17 protein-coding genes are annotated in these 16,151 nt (G+C 74.9%); 12 read left to right on the top strand and 5 right to left on the bottom strand.

Annotation, left to right across the window (positions count from 1 at the left end):
• Positions 1 to 260 precede the first annotated feature (260 nt).
• Together G5C62_RS19185 and G5C62_RS19180 are read right to left on the bottom strand one after the other, a co-directional pair.
• Positions 261 to 1,226: a helix-turn-helix domain-containing protein gene (locus G5C62_RS19185; protein ID WP_164702284.1), complete on the bottom strand. Its 966-nt coding sequence runs from the start codon at positions 1,224 to 1,226 to the stop codon at positions 261 to 263.
• A 101-nt stretch (positions 1,227 to 1,327) separates the two neighbouring features.
• Positions 1,328 to 2,479 (bottom strand): CaiB/BaiF CoA-transferase family protein, encoded by a 1,152-nt coding sequence (locus tag G5C62_RS19180; protein WP_164702283.1) that lies wholly within the window; start codon positions 2,477 to 2,479, stop codon positions 1,328 to 1,330.
• Between the two features lie 190 nt (positions 2,480 to 2,669).
• Here G5C62_RS19180 and G5C62_RS19175 point away from each other — a divergent pair, with 190 nt between their 5' ends.
• The 11 genes from G5C62_RS19175 (at position 2,670) to G5C62_RS19125 (ending at position 13,227) form a co-directional block, all read left to right on the top strand.
• Complete coding sequence (locus G5C62_RS19175; protein WP_241175998.1) at positions 2,670 to 3,272, top strand: CDP-alcohol phosphatidyltransferase family protein; 603 nt, start codon at positions 2,670 to 2,672, stop codon at positions 3,270 to 3,272.
• Positions 3,269 to 4,243, top strand: coding sequence for a DUF881 domain-containing protein (locus tag G5C62_RS19170; protein WP_164702281.1), 975 nt, complete (start codon positions 3,269 to 3,271; stop codon positions 4,241 to 4,243). The genes G5C62_RS19175 and G5C62_RS19170 overlap by 4 nt, the downstream gene beginning before the upstream one ends.
• A gap of 3 nt (positions 4,244 to 4,246) precedes the next feature.
• Positions 4,247 to 4,579, top strand: coding sequence for a small basic family protein (locus G5C62_RS19165; protein WP_036332584.1), 333 nt, complete (start codon positions 4,247 to 4,249; stop codon positions 4,577 to 4,579).
• Positions 4,576 to 5,469, top strand: coding sequence for a DUF881 domain-containing protein (locus G5C62_RS19160; protein WP_164702280.1), 894 nt, complete (start codon positions 4,576 to 4,578; stop codon positions 5,467 to 5,469). The genes G5C62_RS19165 and G5C62_RS19160 overlap by 4 nt, the downstream gene beginning before the upstream one ends.
• A 95-nt stretch (positions 5,470 to 5,564) precedes the next feature.
• On the top strand, positions 5,565 to 5,969 hold the full coding sequence (gene gcvH / locus G5C62_RS19155; RefSeq protein WP_036332586.1) for a glycine cleavage system protein GcvH: 405 nt from the start codon (positions 5,565 to 5,567) through the stop codon (positions 5,967 to 5,969).
• Between the two features lie 302 nt (positions 5,970 to 6,271).
• The gene (locus tag G5C62_RS19150) at positions 6,272 to 6,790 is read left to right on the top strand and encodes an FHA domain-containing protein (protein ID WP_036332588.1); all 519 of its coding nucleotides are present in this window, start codon (positions 6,272 to 6,274) and stop codon (positions 6,788 to 6,790) included.
• A 43-nt stretch (positions 6,791 to 6,833) separates the two neighbouring features.
• On the top strand, positions 6,834 to 7,610 hold the full coding sequence (locus G5C62_RS19145; protein WP_164702278.1) for a MerR family transcriptional regulator: 777 nt from the start codon (positions 6,834 to 6,836) through the stop codon (positions 7,608 to 7,610).
• A gap of 118 nt (positions 7,611 to 7,728) precedes the next feature.
• Positions 7,729 to 8,214: a bifunctional nuclease family protein gene (locus G5C62_RS19140; RefSeq protein ID WP_036332790.1), complete on the top strand. Its 486-nt coding sequence runs from the start codon at positions 7,729 to 7,731 to the stop codon at positions 8,212 to 8,214.
• Between the two features lie 304 nt (positions 8,215 to 8,518).
• Positions 8,519 to 9,058 carry a MerR family transcriptional regulator gene (locus G5C62_RS19135; RefSeq protein ID WP_208383794.1) on the top strand — a complete coding sequence of 180 codons (540 nt, stop codon included), beginning with the start codon at positions 8,519 to 8,521 and terminating at the stop codon, positions 9,056 to 9,058.
• 184 nt (positions 9,059 to 9,242) lie between these two features.
• Positions 9,243 to 12,257: an aminomethyl-transferring glycine dehydrogenase gene (gene gcvP / locus G5C62_RS19130; protein ID WP_206330728.1), complete on the top strand. Its 3,015-nt coding sequence runs from the start codon at positions 9,243 to 9,245 to the stop codon at positions 12,255 to 12,257.
• A gap of 52 nt (positions 12,258 to 12,309) precedes the next feature.
• Entirely contained in the window at positions 12,310 to 13,227 is a 918-nt protein-coding gene (locus G5C62_RS19125) for a hypothetical protein (RefSeq protein ID WP_206330727.1), read from the top strand.
• A gap of 10 nt (positions 13,228 to 13,237) precedes the next feature.
• Here G5C62_RS19125 and G5C62_RS19120 read toward each other — a convergent pair whose 3' ends face one another.
• Positions 13,238 to 13,438 carry a DUF5999 family protein gene (locus G5C62_RS19120; protein ID WP_036332594.1) on the bottom strand — a complete coding sequence of 67 codons (201 nt, stop codon included), beginning with the start codon at positions 13,436 to 13,438 and terminating at the stop codon, positions 13,238 to 13,240.
• Between the two features lie 142 nt (positions 13,439 to 13,580).
• Complete coding sequence (coaA, locus tag G5C62_RS19115; RefSeq protein WP_036332596.1) at positions 13,581 to 14,543, bottom strand: type I pantothenate kinase; 963 nt, start codon at positions 14,541 to 14,543, stop codon at positions 13,581 to 13,583.
• Positions 14,544 to 14,635: 92 nt separating this feature from the next.
• On the opposite strand from coaA, the gene G5C62_RS19110 reads away from it, so the two are divergent.
• Positions 14,636 to 15,466, top strand: coding sequence for a GNAT family N-acetyltransferase (locus tag G5C62_RS19110; protein WP_164702277.1), 831 nt, complete (start codon positions 14,636 to 14,638; stop codon positions 15,464 to 15,466).
• Positions 15,467 to 15,527: 61 nt separating this feature from the next.
• Here G5C62_RS19110 and G5C62_RS19105 read toward each other — a convergent pair whose 3' ends face one another.
• The gene (locus tag G5C62_RS19105) at positions 15,528 to 16,148 is read right to left on the bottom strand and encodes a YbhB/YbcL family Raf kinase inhibitor-like protein (protein ID WP_241175999.1); all 621 of its coding nucleotides are present in this window, start codon (positions 16,146 to 16,148) and stop codon (positions 15,528 to 15,530) included.
• Positions 16,149 to 16,151 lie beyond the last annotated feature (3 nt).

The following is a 16,151-nucleotide window of genomic DNA, read 5'->3' as shown; positions in this document are numbered from 1 at the left end:
GCAGGAGGCCGCGACCATGGGCGCGCCCCTGGCCGCGCTGCGCGAGCTCGAGGCGGCGGGTGAGCTGACGCTGCGGGTGGTCGCCTCCCTCCCGGTGCGCCCGTTCCTCGAGGACGGCGCGGTCGGCTCGCCGAGCGGGGCCCGGCCGGCCGGCGACGGGCTGCGCCGACGCCGGTGAGTCCACGGCACCGCGGGGGAGAGGCTGAGCCATCCCGTGCACGGCCTGTCGCCATCTCGTGCACGGGACTGGTCGGCACCCGTCAGGCGGCCGTGCTGTGCCGACGACGGAGCTGTGCCGGGGACTCGCCGAAGGCCGCGCGGAACTGTCGCGCGAGATGGGTGACGTCGAGGATCCCCCAGCGGGCGGCGATCGACGGCGTGCTCCGGCCGGCGAGCGTCGGGTCGAGCAGGTCGCGGCGGATGCGCTCCAGGCGGCGGCGCCGTATCCACGCGGCGGTGGTGAACCCCTCCTGGGCGCACATCTTGTGCACCTGGCGCACCGAGACGCCGAGGGCAACCGCGATCGACTCGACGCCGAGGTCGGGGTCCCCGAGGTGGGCCAGCGCGTACGTGCGCACCCGGTCGGCCAGGGTCGGCCCGCTGCCCCCGGGCACCTGGGGGAGCCCGGCGTAGACGGCGAGCACCATCGACACGAGGGCGTCACCGAGGTGGCACGCCGCGGGGGAGTCGCCCGAACCGGCGTCCTCGCACCTCGACAGTTCCTCCAGCATCGAGGAGAGCGCGCGAGCGGGGCTGCTCGTCGCCGGGACGGGGACCGCGGTCCGCTCGCTGAACGGTCGGAGGTGCGGTTGCAGCCGGTCCCGCGGCACCGCGACGACGACCGCCTCCCAGTTCGTACCTGCGCTGTCCAGGTGGTACGGCCGGGTCGTCTCGTAGGCCACCAGGTCCCCGGGCCTGGCCTCCCCCCGACGCCCGTCCTGGCTCAGCCGGCTGACGCCGGAGCGCTGCCAGATCAGCTTGAGGAACTCCGGGTCGGTGGAGCTGAGCAGGCGCCCGGTACGGGAGACCGAGTTGGGGCTGGTGCGCAGCGCGGTGACGAGGAGCCCGTCGGCGGTGGCACTGCGCAGCCGGCCGTGGAAGGCGACGCCCTCGACCGGCCGCACCCGCACCGGTGCGCAGGCGGAGGACACCGCCGCCTCGAAGGTGCCGAGGGCTGCCTCGGCGTCCAGCGGCTCGGCTGCGGGGCTGCGGGGCGTCGTGACCACAGGCTGCCTCGTTCCACTCGGAAATCGAACGACATGTCCGTTAAGAGGGAACGCTAGGTCATGTGTGACCTGCTGCACAACGACTGACCGTCCACGGACGGTCAGTCGAGGGGAGTCGGGGCCTGGACCACCGTGCCGGCGGCCAGCAGTGCGTCGACGTCGGTGATGCCCCAGTCCGACAGTGCCGCCCGGGTGTGCTCCCCGGCGCGGGACGGCGGCCGGTCGAGCGTGGCCGGGGTGCGGGAGAACCGCGGCGCGGGTGCCGGCTGCACGACGCCGTCCCGCTCGACGTAGGTCTGCCGCGCCGCCAGCTGCGGGTGGTCGCGGGCCTCGGCGAAGGAGAGCACCGGGGCCACGCAGGCGTCGCTGCCGGCGAACACCTCGGTCCACTCGTCGCGGGTCCGCCGGCCGATCGCGTCGGCGAACAGGCCGCGCAGCACCTCCGGGTCCGCCCCGGCCCGGTCCTGCACGCGGCCGGCCAAGCCCAGCCGGTCGACGAGCTCGGCGTAGAACTGCGGCTCCAGGGCGCCGACCGCGAGGTGCCGGCCGTCGGCGGTCTCGTAGACGTCGTACCAGGGGACGCCGGAGTCCAGCAGGTTCACGCCGCGGGTGTCCTGCCACACCCCGCCGGCCAGCATGCCGACGATCATGGTCGCCAGGTGCGCGCTGCCGTCGACGATGGCGGCGTCCACCACCTGGCCCCGGCCGCTGCCGCGGGCCTCCAGCAGCGCGGCGAGCACCCCCACCACCAGGTACATCGCCCCGCCGCCGAAGTCGCCGACCAGGTTCAGCGGGACCTGCGGCGGCCCGCCCGCCCGTCCGATCGCGTGCAGGACGCCGGTGACCGCGATGTAGCCGAGGTCGTGCCCGGCCGTCGTCGCGAGTGGGCCGTCCTGACCCCAGCCGGTCATCCGGCCGTACACCAGGCGGGGGTTGCGGGCCAGGCACTCCTGCGGCCCGATGCCCAGCCGCTCGGTGACCCCGGGCCGGAAGCCCTCGAGCAGCACGTCCGCGCGCTCGGCGAGGCGCCGGACCAGCTCCGCGCCGTCCGGGTCCTTGAGGTCGACGGCCACCGACCGCCGCCCGCGGGCCAGCAGGTCGTGCTCGGCGGACGGCGCGGGCGGTCGGGCGCCGGGGCGGTCGACCCGCAGCACGTCGGCGCCGAGGTCGGCGAGGAGCATCGCCGCGAACGGGGCGGGGCCGAGACCGGTGAGCTCGACGACGCGCAGCCCGGCGAGGGGTCCGGTGGTCATCGGAGAACCTGACGGCACCGGGACGCCGGTCGTCAAGGGGCGGGTGCTGAGGGTGCCCCGGGCGACCGGCCGGTCGGCGGGGGGACCATGGACGTCGGGCACTAGCCTGACCCGCGGTGGACGGCGAGGTGGAGCTGCGATGACGACGGCGGGCGACCGGGCGGCCGACGGTCCGGCTGACCGTCGGCGCGTGGTGCAGCGGAACCGGGACGAGCTGGGCGACCGGGTGCTGACGCTGCCGAACGTGCTGTCGGTCGTCCGGCTGCTGGGCGTGCCCCTGTTCCTCTGGCTGCTGCTGGGCCCGCACGCCGACGGCTGGGCCATCGTCGTGCTCGCGGTCTCCGGCGCCACCGACTGGCTCGACGGGAAGCTCGCCCGCGCGCTGGGACAAGCCAGCCGGCTCGGCGCGTTCCTGGACCCGGCCGCCGACCGCCTCTACATCGTCGCGACGCTGATCGCCTTCGTCATCCGGGACGTCGTGCCGCTGTGGGTGGTCGTCGTGCTGCTGCTGCGCGAGGTCGTGCTGGCCACGACCCTGCTGGTGCTCCGGCGCGCGGGCTGGCCGCCGCTGCAGGTGCACTACCTCGGCAAGGCCGCGACCTTCCTGCTGCTGTACGCCTTCCCCCTCCTGCTGCTGGCCGACGGCGAGGGGTCGGTGGCCGCGGTGGTCCAGCCGGTCGCCTACGCGCTCACCGTGTGGGGGGCGGCGCTCTACCTGCTCGCAGGGGTCTTCTACGTGGTCCAGGCCGTCCAGCTGCTGTCCGGGCGTCGCCCGGCCGGAGTGGAGGCGTGAACGCGCCCGCACCCGGGCGGCCACGTTCGCTGGGTGCCTCCCTGCTGGACCAGGTGCTGGCCGACACCCTGGACCCGGCCTACGCCCAGGTCGCTGCGGCCCGGGCGGCCCGGGCCGCGGAGGAGGCGACCGGACCGACGGCCCAGCCCGGTCCGGCTCCCCGACCCTCCTGGCTGCAGCGCAACCGGGGCCAGCTGCTCGTCGCCGCCGCGATGCTCCTGGCCGGCCTGCTGGCCGCGGTGACCTACCAGGAGGCGGCGGCCGGCGCGCAGGGGCGTGAGGCGGCCCGGGAGGCGCTGCGCGACGACATCGTCCAGGAGTCCGCGATCGGCGACGAGCTGGCCGCCCAGCTGCAGGAGCTCACCGCAGAGGTCGCCCGGACCCGGCAGCAGGCGCTGGACACCAGCGTGGTCGGGCAGCGCGCGCTGAGCCGGCTCGCGGCGGCGCAGCAGGGCGCCGCCGCGGTGGCGGTCTCCGGGCCCGGGCTCCGCGTGACGGTCGGCAACGCCCCGCCGGCAGCGGACAGCGACCCGGTCGGCGGGTCCGACCAGATCGCACTGGCCGGCCGGGTCCAGGACGGCGACCTCCAGCTGGCGGTGAACGCGCTGTGGGCCTCCGGTGCCGAGGCGGTCAGCATCAACGGTCAGCGGGTGGGCCCGACCACCGCCATCCGCCAGGCCGGAGACGCCATCCTGGTCGACTTCCGACCGGTGATGAACCCCTACGAGATCTCCGCGGTCGGCGACCCCGACGACCTGGCCCGCGCCTTCCTGGCCACCCCCGAGGCCAACGAGCTGGCCACGCTGACGAAGGACTTCGGTGTGGTCTTCGACTTCGCCCGGGCCGACGACCTCGAGCTGCCGGCCGGCAGCAGCGCGGAGCTGCTGTTCGCCGAGCCGCTCCTCGCACCCGAGGAACAAGGTGAGGCAGCGGCGCCCGCCACCCCCGACCCGCCCACCGACGGAGGCTGACGCGTGATCCCGATCCTCGGACTCGCAGTCGGCGTGGTGCTGGGGCTGCTGCTCGACCCCAGCGTCCCGCTCTGGCTGCAGCCCTACCTGCCGATCGCGGTGGTCGCAGCGCTGGACGCGGTGTTCGGCGGGGTGCGGGCGCGCTTCGACCGGATCTTCGACGCCAAGGTCTTCGTCGTCTCCTTCGTCTCCAACGTCGTCGTCGCAGCGCTGATCGTCTTCCTCGGTGACCAGCTCGGGGTCGGCGCGCAGCTGTCCACCGCCGTGGTGGTGGTGCTCGGCATCCGCATCTTCGGCAACGCCGCGGCGATCCGCCGGCACCTGTTCCGCGCATGAGCGAGGAGCCGACCGCCGATCGCTGGTCCGATCCCGCGTCTGCCGGTGCCGACGACCCCGGGACGGGCTCCTCGGCGGCAGCGACCCCCGAGGCTGGCACCCCGGAGGCTGGCACCCCCGGTGCCGACGGGGTGGGGGAGCAGGAGGCGGCCGGCCTGCCGGACGGTGCGGACGGCGCCGGGGCCACGCCGGTGGCCGGACGACGACGCCGCGATCCGCTGGCGGCCTTCCTCATCGGCGTGCTCACCCTGCTGCTGGGCTTCGCCTTCGCGGTGCAGGTCCGCAGCACCGACACCGACCAGCAGCTGGCCGGCCTGCGCGAGGAGGACCTCGTCCGCATCCTCGACGACCTCTCCTCCCGGGAGGACCGGCTCCGTCAGGAGATCAACGACCAACGGGCGGCGCTGGCCCAGCTGGGCAGCTCCGACAGCGCCGCGGCCGCCGCGCTGGCGGAGGCAGAGGAGCGGGCCGAGGCGCTCGGCATCCTCAACGGCACCGTCGCCGCCCGCGGTCCCGGGCTCGAGGTGGTCATCCGTGATCCCGCCGACCGGATCACCGCCGGCGTCGTGCTCAACGCCATCCAGGAGCTGCGCGGCGCCGGCGCGGAGACGATGCAGATCGACGGCGTCCGGATCGGCGTGAGCAGCGCCATCACCGGCGAACCCGGTGCCCTGGAGATCGACGGGGAGCCGGTGGAGGCGCCCTACACGATCCGGGTCATCGGGTCACCCGAGGACATGGCCACCGCCCTCAGCATCCCCGGCGGGGTCTCCGCGATGGTCAACCAGCGCCGCGGCGACGTGGCCATCACCCCCTCCCAGGACGTCGTGGTGGACGCGTTGCGGCCACTGGACACGCCTCAATACGCTGAGCCGGCCGAGGGGGACTGAGGAAGGACCTCGTGCCCCCCAGACCTCGCTGGCGCTCGGCCCGGGGCCCTGCACGGGGGCCGAGAAACCGTTCCGCGACTGCTGGGAGATGCTGAATGACCACACCCGATGACCGCCGTTACACCGACCAGCACGAGTGGGCGCTGGTCCAGGGCACCGAGGGTGCCGCGACGGTGGTCCGGGTCGGGATCACCGACCACGCCCAGGACGCGCTGGGGGACATCGTGTTCGTCCAGCTGCCCGAGGTGGGTGCGGAGGTGGCCCCCGGCAACCCGATCGGTGAGGTCGAGTCCACCAAGTCCGTCTCCGACGTCTACTCGCCGGTGGCCGGCGTCGTGTCGGCGGTGAACGAGGCCCTGACCGACGCGCCGGAGACGGTCAACAGCGATCCCTACGGTGCCGGCTGGCTGGTCGAGGTCCAGGTGACCGGGCAGGACGGCGACCCGACCGCGTCGCTGCTGGACGCGGCGGCGTACCAGGCGGTCGTCCAGGGCTCCTGAGCCCGCCCTGACCGGGCCGGCCGGATCGGCCCGTCACCGTGCTGGCCCCCCGCCGTCCGGTCGGGGTGGTCGGCGATCACTATCATCACTGCGACGGTCGGCCGTGCGCTCCACGGCGTCCGACCCTCACCCTGTACGTGCGGTTGACCCTCGGGTCGGCCGCTGGTTCCATGACCCCCGGCCCGACCGTGATCGTGCGGTCGGCCGACCTACGACGGGCCGTCCGGTCCGTCGTCCGCCGGCCGACCGCGGCCCGTACCACCAGGCCCGCGGCGGTGCCGCCTGCACCGGAGGAGACAGACGTGCTCTGCACTCGATGTGGCCACCAGAACCCAGAGGGCAGCCGCTTCTGCGCGCAGTGCGGGGCGGCGTTGAGCCCCGAGCGGGTCGGCGAGTCGACCAGCATCATCCCCAAGGTCGGCGGCGAGGACTCCGGCGAGCAGGCCGAGGTCGCCGAGTCGACCGCGGACGCGCACGCCGGCGCGGTCGAGTCGCTGCCGGCCGGGTCCGCGCTGCTCGTGGTGAAGCGTGGCCCCAACGCGGGCAGCCGCTTCCTGCTCGACCAGGAGGTCACCACCGCAGGTCGGCACCCCGACAGCGACATCTTCCTCGACGACGTGACGGTCAGCCGCCGGCACGTGGAGTTCCACCGCGAGGGCGGCGGGTTCACCGTCCACGACGTGGGCAGCCTCAACGGCACCTACGTCAACCGCGAGCCGGTCGACGTGGCCTCCCTCGCCGGCGGCGACGAGGTCCAGATCGGCAAGTTCCGCCTGGTCTACCTGACCGGGCCGCGGACGGGCGAGCCGGCCGGCGCATGACCGCCAAGTCGTGCACGGAGCGGGCCGAGAGCGGACTCCGGTCATGACGGCGGTGCCCCAGCCCAGCCCCAGCGCTGACCGGGACACCGCCGACGCCCGGGACGCCGCTGACCGCAGGGACGCCGCGGACGCCAGGGACACTGCTGACACCAGGCCCCGGTTCACCATCGGCGAGGTGCTGTCCGCCCTGCGCGGCGACTTCCCGGACGTGACGATCAGCAAGATCCGCTACCTGGAGTCCGAGGAGCTGGTCCACCCGCAGCGGACGCCGTCGGGCTACCGGAAGTTCTCCGTCTCCGACGTGGCCCGACTCCGCTACGTGCTGGCCGCCCAGCGGGACCAGTACCTGCCGTTGCGGGTCATCAAGGAGCACCTGGACGCCCTGGACCGGGGCGAGCCGGTGCCCGGCGGCGGGACCGCCGGCGGGGTGGCCGGCCAGCTGGTCGGGACCGCCCCCCTGCCCGGCCCCGAGTTCGCGGCGGCCGCCGGCCTGACGGAGGCCCAGCTGGCCGACTGCGTCCAGTTCGGGCTGCTCAACGCCGACTCCCAGGGCCGGCACCGCGTCACCGACCTGCCCGTGGGCCGCGCCGTTGCCGGCCTGGCCCGGCACGGCATCGAACCGCGGCACCTGCGGGTGTACCGGACGGCGGCGGAGCGGGAGGCCGCCCTGCTCGAGCAGCTGGTGGCCCCGGTGCTGCTGGCGCGCTCCGAGGAGGCGCGCGCCCGGGCCGGTGAGCAGCTCCAGGAGCTGGCCGCGCTGTCGGCACAACTGCACGGCGGGCTGCTGGAGTCGCGCCTGCGCGAGGTCCTCGGCGGCTGACCGCTGGCGTACCGTTGCGGGGGTGCGGGCACCCCTGGCGCACCGGCCGGCCGCCGAACGGTGGACGGTCGGGGAGCCGGCGGGTGACCACGGGGAAGTCAGCGGAGGGGAGCCAGACGTGCAGGAGCTCAGAGTCGTCGGCGTCCGGGTGGAGCTGCCCGGCAACCAGCCCATCCTGCTGCTCAAGGAGACCCAGGGGGAGCGGTACCTGCCCATCTGGATCGGCGCGACCGAGGCCGCGGCGATCGCCTTCGAACAGCAGGGCGTCCGGCCGGCCCGGCCGATGACCCACGACCTGCTGCGCGAGGTCGTCACGGCCCTCGGCGCCACGCTGGAGGCCGTCCACATCACCGAGATGCGCGACGGCATCTACCTCGCGGAGCTGCAGTTCGGCGACGAGCGCACGGTGAGCGCCCGTCCGTCCGACGCCGTCGCCCTCGCCGTCCGCACCGGTGCGCCCATCTACGGCGCCGAGGCCCTGCTCGACGAGGTCGGGATCGAGATCCCCGACGAGCAGGAGGACGAGGTGGAGAAGTTCCGCGAGTTCCTGGACAACATCAGCCCCGAGGACTTCGGCGCGGGGTCGGGCTCCGGCGGCAGCTGAGCCGCGGCTCCCCGGAGCCACTCGCGCGGGTGAGTCCAGCGACACGCCGCGTCCCTCGGTTGACCCTGCCCCGGCCCCCGCCTACGGTCAGCGAATCACGTGCGTGGAAGTCCCTGAGTCGCGCCCGTGACCGTTCCCAGCGACAGCACGGGAACGGCCCAGGTGCTGGGTGCCGGAGTCGAGGAGGCGCTGGAGTGAGCGGGCCCGCGATCGACGGCACGAACCCAGCAGCGCCGCGACCGCGGCAGATGAGCGCCAGCGAGGAGTGCCCGTGAGCGACCAGGACAACGGTTCACAGGGTCAGCTGTTCAGCGACGCAGCGGTGGGCGTCCCCTCCTACGACGAGGTCGACACCGACGTCGTCGGCTACCGCGGCCCGACGGCGTGCGCCGCCGCCGGCATCACCTACCGGCAGCTGGACTACTGGGCGCGCACCGGGCTGGTCGCACCGTCCGTGCGGACCGCCACCGGGTCGGGCACGCAGCGGCTCTACTCCTTCCGCGACATCCTGGTGCTCAAGGTCGTGAAGCGGCTGCTGGACACCGGCGTCTCGCTGCAGAACATCCGCAAGGCCGTCGACCACCTGCGCACCCGCGGGGTCAAGGACCTCGCCAACATCACGCTGCTCTCCGACGGCGCCACCGTCTACGAGTGCACCTCGGCCGAGGAGGTCGTCGACCTGCTCGCCGGCGGCCAGGGCGTCTTCGGCATCGCGGTCTCCGGGGCCCTCCGGGAGCTCTCCGGGGAGCTCGCGGAGCTGCCGGCCGAGCGGCTGGACGGGGGCGGCTCCGTCGCCGACGACGAGCTGTCCGCCCGCCGCCGCCGGCGCGCCGCCTCGGCCTAGGCCACACCCCGCCGGCCTCGGCGCGCTCTCAGCTGCCGTCCGCAGGCGGCTCGACCCCGCCGTGTGCGGCTCGACCCTCGGGCAGGCCGGCTCCGGCCTCGAGGTCGACCCGGCGCGGCCGCGATCGAAGCACCTCGGCCTGGACGGCCCGAGCCGCTGACCTCGCGCTGGTACCGTCTCAGCAGTGGCCGACCGGACTCCTGGTTCTGATCCCGCACCCCTGACCGGGTCGCTCCCCGCGCTCTCCGCGCTGTCGACGAGCGGGTCGTTCGCGGCCCGGCACATCGGCCCCCGCCCGGCGGACACCGCCGCGATGCTCGAGGTCCTCGGCCACGCCTCGCTCGCCTCGCTGGCCGATGCCTGTGTGCCGGAGGGCGTGCGCGACCGCACCCCGTTGGACCTCCCGGCGGCCGCCGACGAGGCGACGGTGCTGGCGCAACTGCGGGAACGGGCAGCGGCCAACGAGGTGTTCACCTCGATGATCGGGCTCGGCTACAGCGACACGATCACCCCGGCGGTCATCCAGCGGAACATCCTGGAGAACCCCGCTTGGTACACCGCCTACACGCCCTACCAGCCGGAGATCAGCCAGGGCCGCCTCGAGGCGCTGATCAACTTCCAGACGATGGTCGCCGACCTCACCGGGCTGCCGGTCGCCGGCGCCTCGATGCTGGACGAGGCCACCGCCGCGGCGGAGGCGATGACGCTGGTGCGCCGGGCCGGGCGGGCGAAGCGCGACGCCGTCTTCGTCGTCGACGCCGACACGCTGCCGCAGACCGTGGCCGTGCTGCGCACCCGGGCCGAGCCGCTGGGCATCGGCCTGCACGTGGCCGACCTCTCCGCCGGCTGGCCCACCGACCTCCCGGAGGCAGGGGCGTTCGGCGTGCTGCTGGCCTACCCGGGCGCCAGCGGCGCGGTCCGGGACCACCGCGAGCTGGCCGCGGCCGCGCACGCGGCCGGTGCCGCCGTCGTGGTCGCCGCCGACCTGCTCGCCCTCACCCTGCTGGAGGCGCCGGGGGAGTGGGGCGCCGACGTCGCCTGCGGCACCACCCAGCGCTTCGGCGTCCCGATGGGCTACGGGGGCCCGCACGCCGGGTACCTGTCGGTGCGCGAGGGCCTGGCCCGCCAGCTCCCCGGCCGCCTGGTGGGGGTCTCGGTCGACGCCGACGGCGACGTGGCCTACCGGCTGGCGCTGCAGACCCGGGAGCAGCACATCCGCCGGGAGAAGGCCACCAGCAACATCTGCACCGCCCAGGTGCTGCTCGCCGTCATGGCCGGCGCCTACGCCGTCTACCACGGGGCCGAGGGGCTCACCGCGATCGCCGCCCGGGTGCACCGCACCGCCCAGGTGCTGGCCGGCTGGCTGCGCGCCGGTGGCCTCACCGTGGTGCACGAGCACTTCTTCGACACCGTCGTCGTCGCGGTGCCCGGCCGGGCCGCCGAGGTGGTGGCCGCCGCCGCCGCCCGCCGGGTGAACCTGCGCATGGTCGACGACGACGCCGTGGCAATCGCCTGCGACGAGACGACGACGCCCGCCGTCCTGCGGCTGGTCGCCGAGGCGTTCGGGGTGGGCACGGACGACGCGGGCCTGGACGACGCCGGGGACGTGGCGCTCCCGGCAGCGCTCCGCCGGCGCACCCCGTTCCTCACCCACCCGGTCTTCGCCGAGCACCGTTCGGAGACGGCGATGCTGCGCTACCTGCGCCGGCTGTCGGACAAGGACCTCGCGCTGGACCGCACGATGATCCCGCTGGGCTCGTGCACCATGAAGCTGAACGCCGCCACCGAGATGGCTGCGATCACCTGGCCGGAGTTCGCCGGCCTGCACCCCTTCGCACCGGTCGAGCAGGCCCGCGGGTACGCCCAGCTGATCCAGGAGCTGTGCGACGGGCTCGCCGAGGTCACCGGGTACGCCGCGGTCAGCGTGCAGCCCAACGCCGGGTCGCAGGGTGAGTTCGCCGGCCTGATGGCCATCCGCGCGTACCACCACAGCCGCGGCGACGTCGAGCGCGACGTGTGCCTCATCCCGTCCTCCGCGCACGGCACCAACGCGGCCAGCGCCGTCATGGCCGGCATGCGGGTGGTCGTGGTGGCCTGCGACGAGGCCGGCAACGTCGACCTCGCCGACCTGCGGGCCAAGGTCGACGCCCACGCCGAGCGGCTCGCCGCGATCATGATCACCTACCCCTCGACCCACGGGGTGTTCGAGGTGGAGGTGCAGCAGATCTGCGCCGCGGTGCACGACGCCGGCGGTCAGGTCTACGTCGACGGCGCGAACCTCAACGCCCTGGTCGGGCTGGCCAAGCCCGGCCGGTTCGGCTCCGACGTCAGCCACCTCAACCTGCACAAGACCTTCTGCATCCCGCACGGCGGCGGCGGCCCCGGCGTGGGGCCGATCGGCGTCCGGGAGCACCTGGTGCCCTTCCTGCCCGGCCACCCGCTGGTGGAGACCGGGGGCAGCGGCCCGGCGATCTCCGGTGCCCCATGGGGCTCGGCGGGGATCCTGCCGATCTCCTGGGCCTACCTGCGGCTGATGGGCCCCGACGGGCTGCTCCAGGCCACCGAGCAGGCGATCCTGGCGGCCAACTACGTCGCCGAGCGGCTGCGGCCGCACTACCCGGTGCTCTACACCGGTGCGACCGGCCTGGTGGCGCACGAGTGCATCCTGGACATCCGGCCGCTCACCAAGGCCACCGGCGTGACCAACGACGACATCGCCAAGCGGCTGATCGACCTGGGCTTCCACGCGCCGACGATGAGCTTCCCGGTGGCCGGCACGTTGATGGTCGAGCCGACCGAGAGCGAGGACAAGGCCGAGCTGGACCGGTTCGTCGAGGCGATGGTGCACATCCGCGGGGAGATCGAGCGGGTCGCCAGCGGCGAGTACGACCGCGAGGACAACCCGCTGCGCAACGCCCCGCACACGCTGAAGATGCTGGCGGGGGAGTGGGACCGCCCGTACTCCCGCGAGGCGGCCGTGTACCCCGTCCCGGGGCTGGTCGGGCGCGGCTACCTGGCGCCGGTGCGGCGCATCGACGGGGCCTACGGCGACCGCAACCTGGTCTGCTCCTGCCCGTCGCCGGAGGCGTTCGAGGAGCCCGCGGAGCCGCGCCCGCCGGTGGCGACCGAGCCTGGCCGCGCCGACGGGGCCCCCGATGACCTGGGGACGGCGCAGGACGTGGTGGGCGCCCGGTCCTGACACGCCGGGAAGGGGTCGACGGCGCGGCCCGGAAGGTGCACGATCCCCGTGCATGGGGACCCTGGTGCGTCGGTCGTCGGTCGGTGTGGTATCGCTCGTCGGGACGGTGCTCCTGACCTCCTGTGCGAGCCAGCTGGGCGCCGCCGGTCCCACCGCGGTCAGCGAGGCGGCCGCCTCCGGCAGCGTCGCGCCGGCCGCCGACGAGGCCGCCGCGGAGGAGCTGGCCGGCGCGCTGCTGCCGGAGTCCGCGTTCGGCCCGGACGCCACGGTGCTGCAGCTCCCGTCGGAGTGGGTCGGCCCCTGGTCGGGGTCCTGGGCCGGGCCGTGGGCCGGGCCGTGGTCGGGTGACGGGTCGTGGGGCGACCACGGCGGCTGGGGCGGCCACCGCGGCTGGGGCGGCCACCACGGCTGGGGTGGCCACCACTGGTGGGGCGACGCGGACGGCACCGACGCGGACGGCACCGACGCGGACGGCACCGACGAGGACGGCACCGACGAGGACGGCACGGCAGCCGAGCCGTCGGTCGAACCGGCCGCCTGCGCTGACGCGCTGGCCGCCCTCCCGACGCTCGAGGACGAGGAGATGCCGGCGGTCGCGGCCCAGGTGGCCGCCACCGATCAGCAGCGGACCTTCCAGGTGGTCGCCGAGGGGCCGGCCGTCGAGGGGCTGGAGCTGCCGGTCGACCAGCTCGTCCAGGCCTGCGCGGACGCGACCGTCGACGTGCCCTGGGGGATGCAGGTCGGGATCGGCCTGTCGGCGCTGGACGTCCGGGAGCGCGGGGACTCCGCCGCCGGGCTGGCGGTCACGATGACCCACCCGGTCGGCACGGTCTCGATGCTGGTCGGTGTGGTCACCGACGGCCCGCGCGCGGTCATGCTGAGCCAGACCGGCACCGCGGACGCTGCGCTGGACCAGGCCGCGTTCGTCACGCTGCTCACCCAGGCCGCCGACGCCGCAGGCGTGGGCTGAGCCGACCCGATCAGCCGGCGGAGGCGCCGGCCAGGGCCCAGGGGCGGGTCAGCACGACCTGACCGTCCGGGAGCAGTTCGCCGTCGTCGTCGAACACGACCACGCCGTTGCACAGCAGCGTCCACCCCTGTTCGGGACGGCGGTGCAGCGGCACGGCCAGCACGCGGCCGTCTGCCGTGGGCGGGGGACAGGTCGAGGGGTGCGAGCACATCGGGGTCCACTCCAGGGGAAGCGAGGCAGGGTGCGGCCGCGGCGCTGCGGTGAGCCGAGTGTGCGCCGCGTCACTCTCGGCGGGCGGGGACGCGACCTCACGACGTCGGCGGGCGTGCTCGGCACTTCCTGCCAGCGGACGCTCAGAGCTTGCGCAGCAGCACCCGTCGCACGGAGTGGTCGGCGGCCTTCTGCAACACCAGGCGCGCCCGGGACCGGGTGGGGGCGATGTTGAGTCGCAGGTTCGGCTCGTTGACCGCCTCCCAGATCCCCCGCGCCGTCGTCGTGGCCTGCTCGTCGGTGAGGTCGGCGAAGCGGTGGAAGTACGCGCCGGAGTCCTGGAACGCCGTGCGGCGCAGCGCGAGGAAGCGCTCCACGTACCACTGGGAGATGTCGTGCTCGGTGGCGTCGACGTAGACGGAGAAGTCGAAGAAGTCCGAGAGGAAGACCTCGGGCACCCGGCCGTCGTTGCGCGCGCCGGCCTGCAGCACGTTGAGCCCCTCCAGCACCAGCACGTCGGGGGAGTCGACGACCTGCCGCTCGTCGGGGAGCACGTCGTAGTACTGGTGGGAGTAGAGCGGGGCGCTGACCGCCGGCTTGCCGGACTTCACGTCGGCCAGGAAACGCAGCAGCGCCCGCCGGTCGTAGCTCTCCGGGAAGCCCTTGCGGCCGAGCAGGCCGCGGGACTCCAGGACGGCGTTGGGCAGCAGGAAGCCGTCGGTGGTGACCAGGTCGACCCGCGGGGTGTCCGGGGCGGCGGCCAGCAGCGCCTGCAGCAGCCGCGCGGTGGTGCTCTTGCCGACGGCCACGCTGCCGGCCACGGCGATGACGAACGGGACCTTCGCGGTGCGCGCACCGAGGAACTGGGTCTGGGCGGCCCACAGCCGCCGGCTCGCGGTGACGTGCAGGTGCAGCAGCCGGGCCAGGGGCAGGTAGACGGTGGAGACCTCGTCCAGGTCGATCCGGTCGCCGAGCGTGGCCAGCTGCCGGACGTCGGCGTCGTCCAGGGGCAGCTCACCGCCGGCAGCCAGCGCCCGCCACGACTGTCGGTCGAACGCGGTGAAGGGCGAGACCTGCGCACGCGTTCCGGCCGTCACGGCGCCCATGGTGCCGTCTGCCTGCCGGGCGCCCCCCGACCGGGTGGGTCGGGGACGGCTGCCGGCCCGTCCTCCAGCGCGGGGCCGCTAGGGTCCGGGGCGTGTCGTCGCCCGGGCTGCTCGACCGGATCGAGCGCTACTTCGCCCTCGCCCCGCTGACGGACGCCCGGGTGCACTCCGTGGGTGCGCTGCAGGTGCCGATCGGTCCGCCGGAGTGGCCGCACCCCGCCCGGCCGCGGCCCGGCTTCCAGGGCGAGGTCGCGGTAGACGACGTCCGGGCCGCGATCGCCCTGCAGGAGCGGGCCGGCCTGCCGGCGTCGCTGGAGTGGCTCGGCGACCGCTGCCGCGGCCTGGCCACGGTGGCGCGGGCAGCGGGGCTGGTGGTCGACGAGCTGCCGCTGCTGGTGGCCGACGACCCGGTCGAGGTGCTGCTGCCCAGCGAGGTGCGGCTCTACCTGGTGGGCGCCGACGACCCGCGGCTGGGTCTGTACCAGCGGCTGGCCGCGCTGGCGTTCGCCACGCCCGCCGGCGCGCCGGCGGACGACGCCCCCCGGGACACCCCGGAGGTGGCCCGGGACGACCCCGGCCCGGCCGCCGTCCCGCCGACCGAGGTGCTGCGCGACCGGGTCGCGTCGGGCTCGACGGTGATGATGGTGGCCGTCGAAGACGGCGAGCCGGTCGCCATCGGCTCGCACCAGCCGGTGCAGGTCGACGGCACCGAGATCAGCGAGGTCGTCGGCGTGGCCACCCTGCCCCGGTTCCGTGGCCGCGGGCTGGGGGCCGGGCTCACCTCGGCCCTGGTCGAGCACGCCCGGCAGACGGCCGACCTGGTCTTCCTCTCCGCCGGCGACGACGACGTGGCGCGGGTCTACGAGCGAGCGGGCTTCGCCCGGGTGGCCACCAGCTGCGTCGCGGAGCGTCCGTCCGGCTGAGCCGCAGAGCGGCTGTCCGGCTGGGGCGGCCGGAGCCCCGCCGCCCCAGCCGGACGACGGGTCACTGCACCTCGTAGGTCGCCACCAGGGTGGCCCGGGCGAGGGTGTGGCTGAACAGGTTGAACCCCAGGTAGGCCGGGCTCGCCTCGGCCGGCACGCCCAGGTCGTCGGTGTCCAGCGCGTGGACGACGACGAAGTACCGGTGCCGACCGTGCCCGGCCGGCGGGGCCGCTCCGACGTAGCCGGGGAACCCGGCGTCGTTGCGCAGCTGCACCGCGCCGTCCGGCAGCCCGCCGTCCGCGGCACCGCTGGGGAGCTCGGTCACCGAGGCCGGGAGGCCGGCCACCACCCAGTGCCAGAAGCCGCTGGCGGTCGGGGCGTCGGGGTCGTAGACGGTGACCGCGAAGCCGCGGGTCTCGGCCGGGAACCCGGACCAGCTCAGCTGCGGTGACCGGTCCTCGCCTCCGGGCACGCCCATCTTCCCGCTGACGTGCGGCTGGGGCATCGGCTCGCCGTCGGTGAGGTCGGCGCTGGTCACCTGGAAGGCGGGCACGGGGGGCAGGAACTCGTCGAAGGTCCGTTTCCAGGCAGCCTGGTGGACCTTGGCCGTCTGCGTCAGGACCCCGTCGAGGTCGAACAGGCAGGCCCGGATGTCGTCAGGGAGTCCCAGCACGCCCGACACGCT

The organism is Modestobacter sp. KNN46-3 (assembly GCF_011039295.1).
This window is presented reverse-complemented; position numbering and strand designations above follow the sequence as displayed.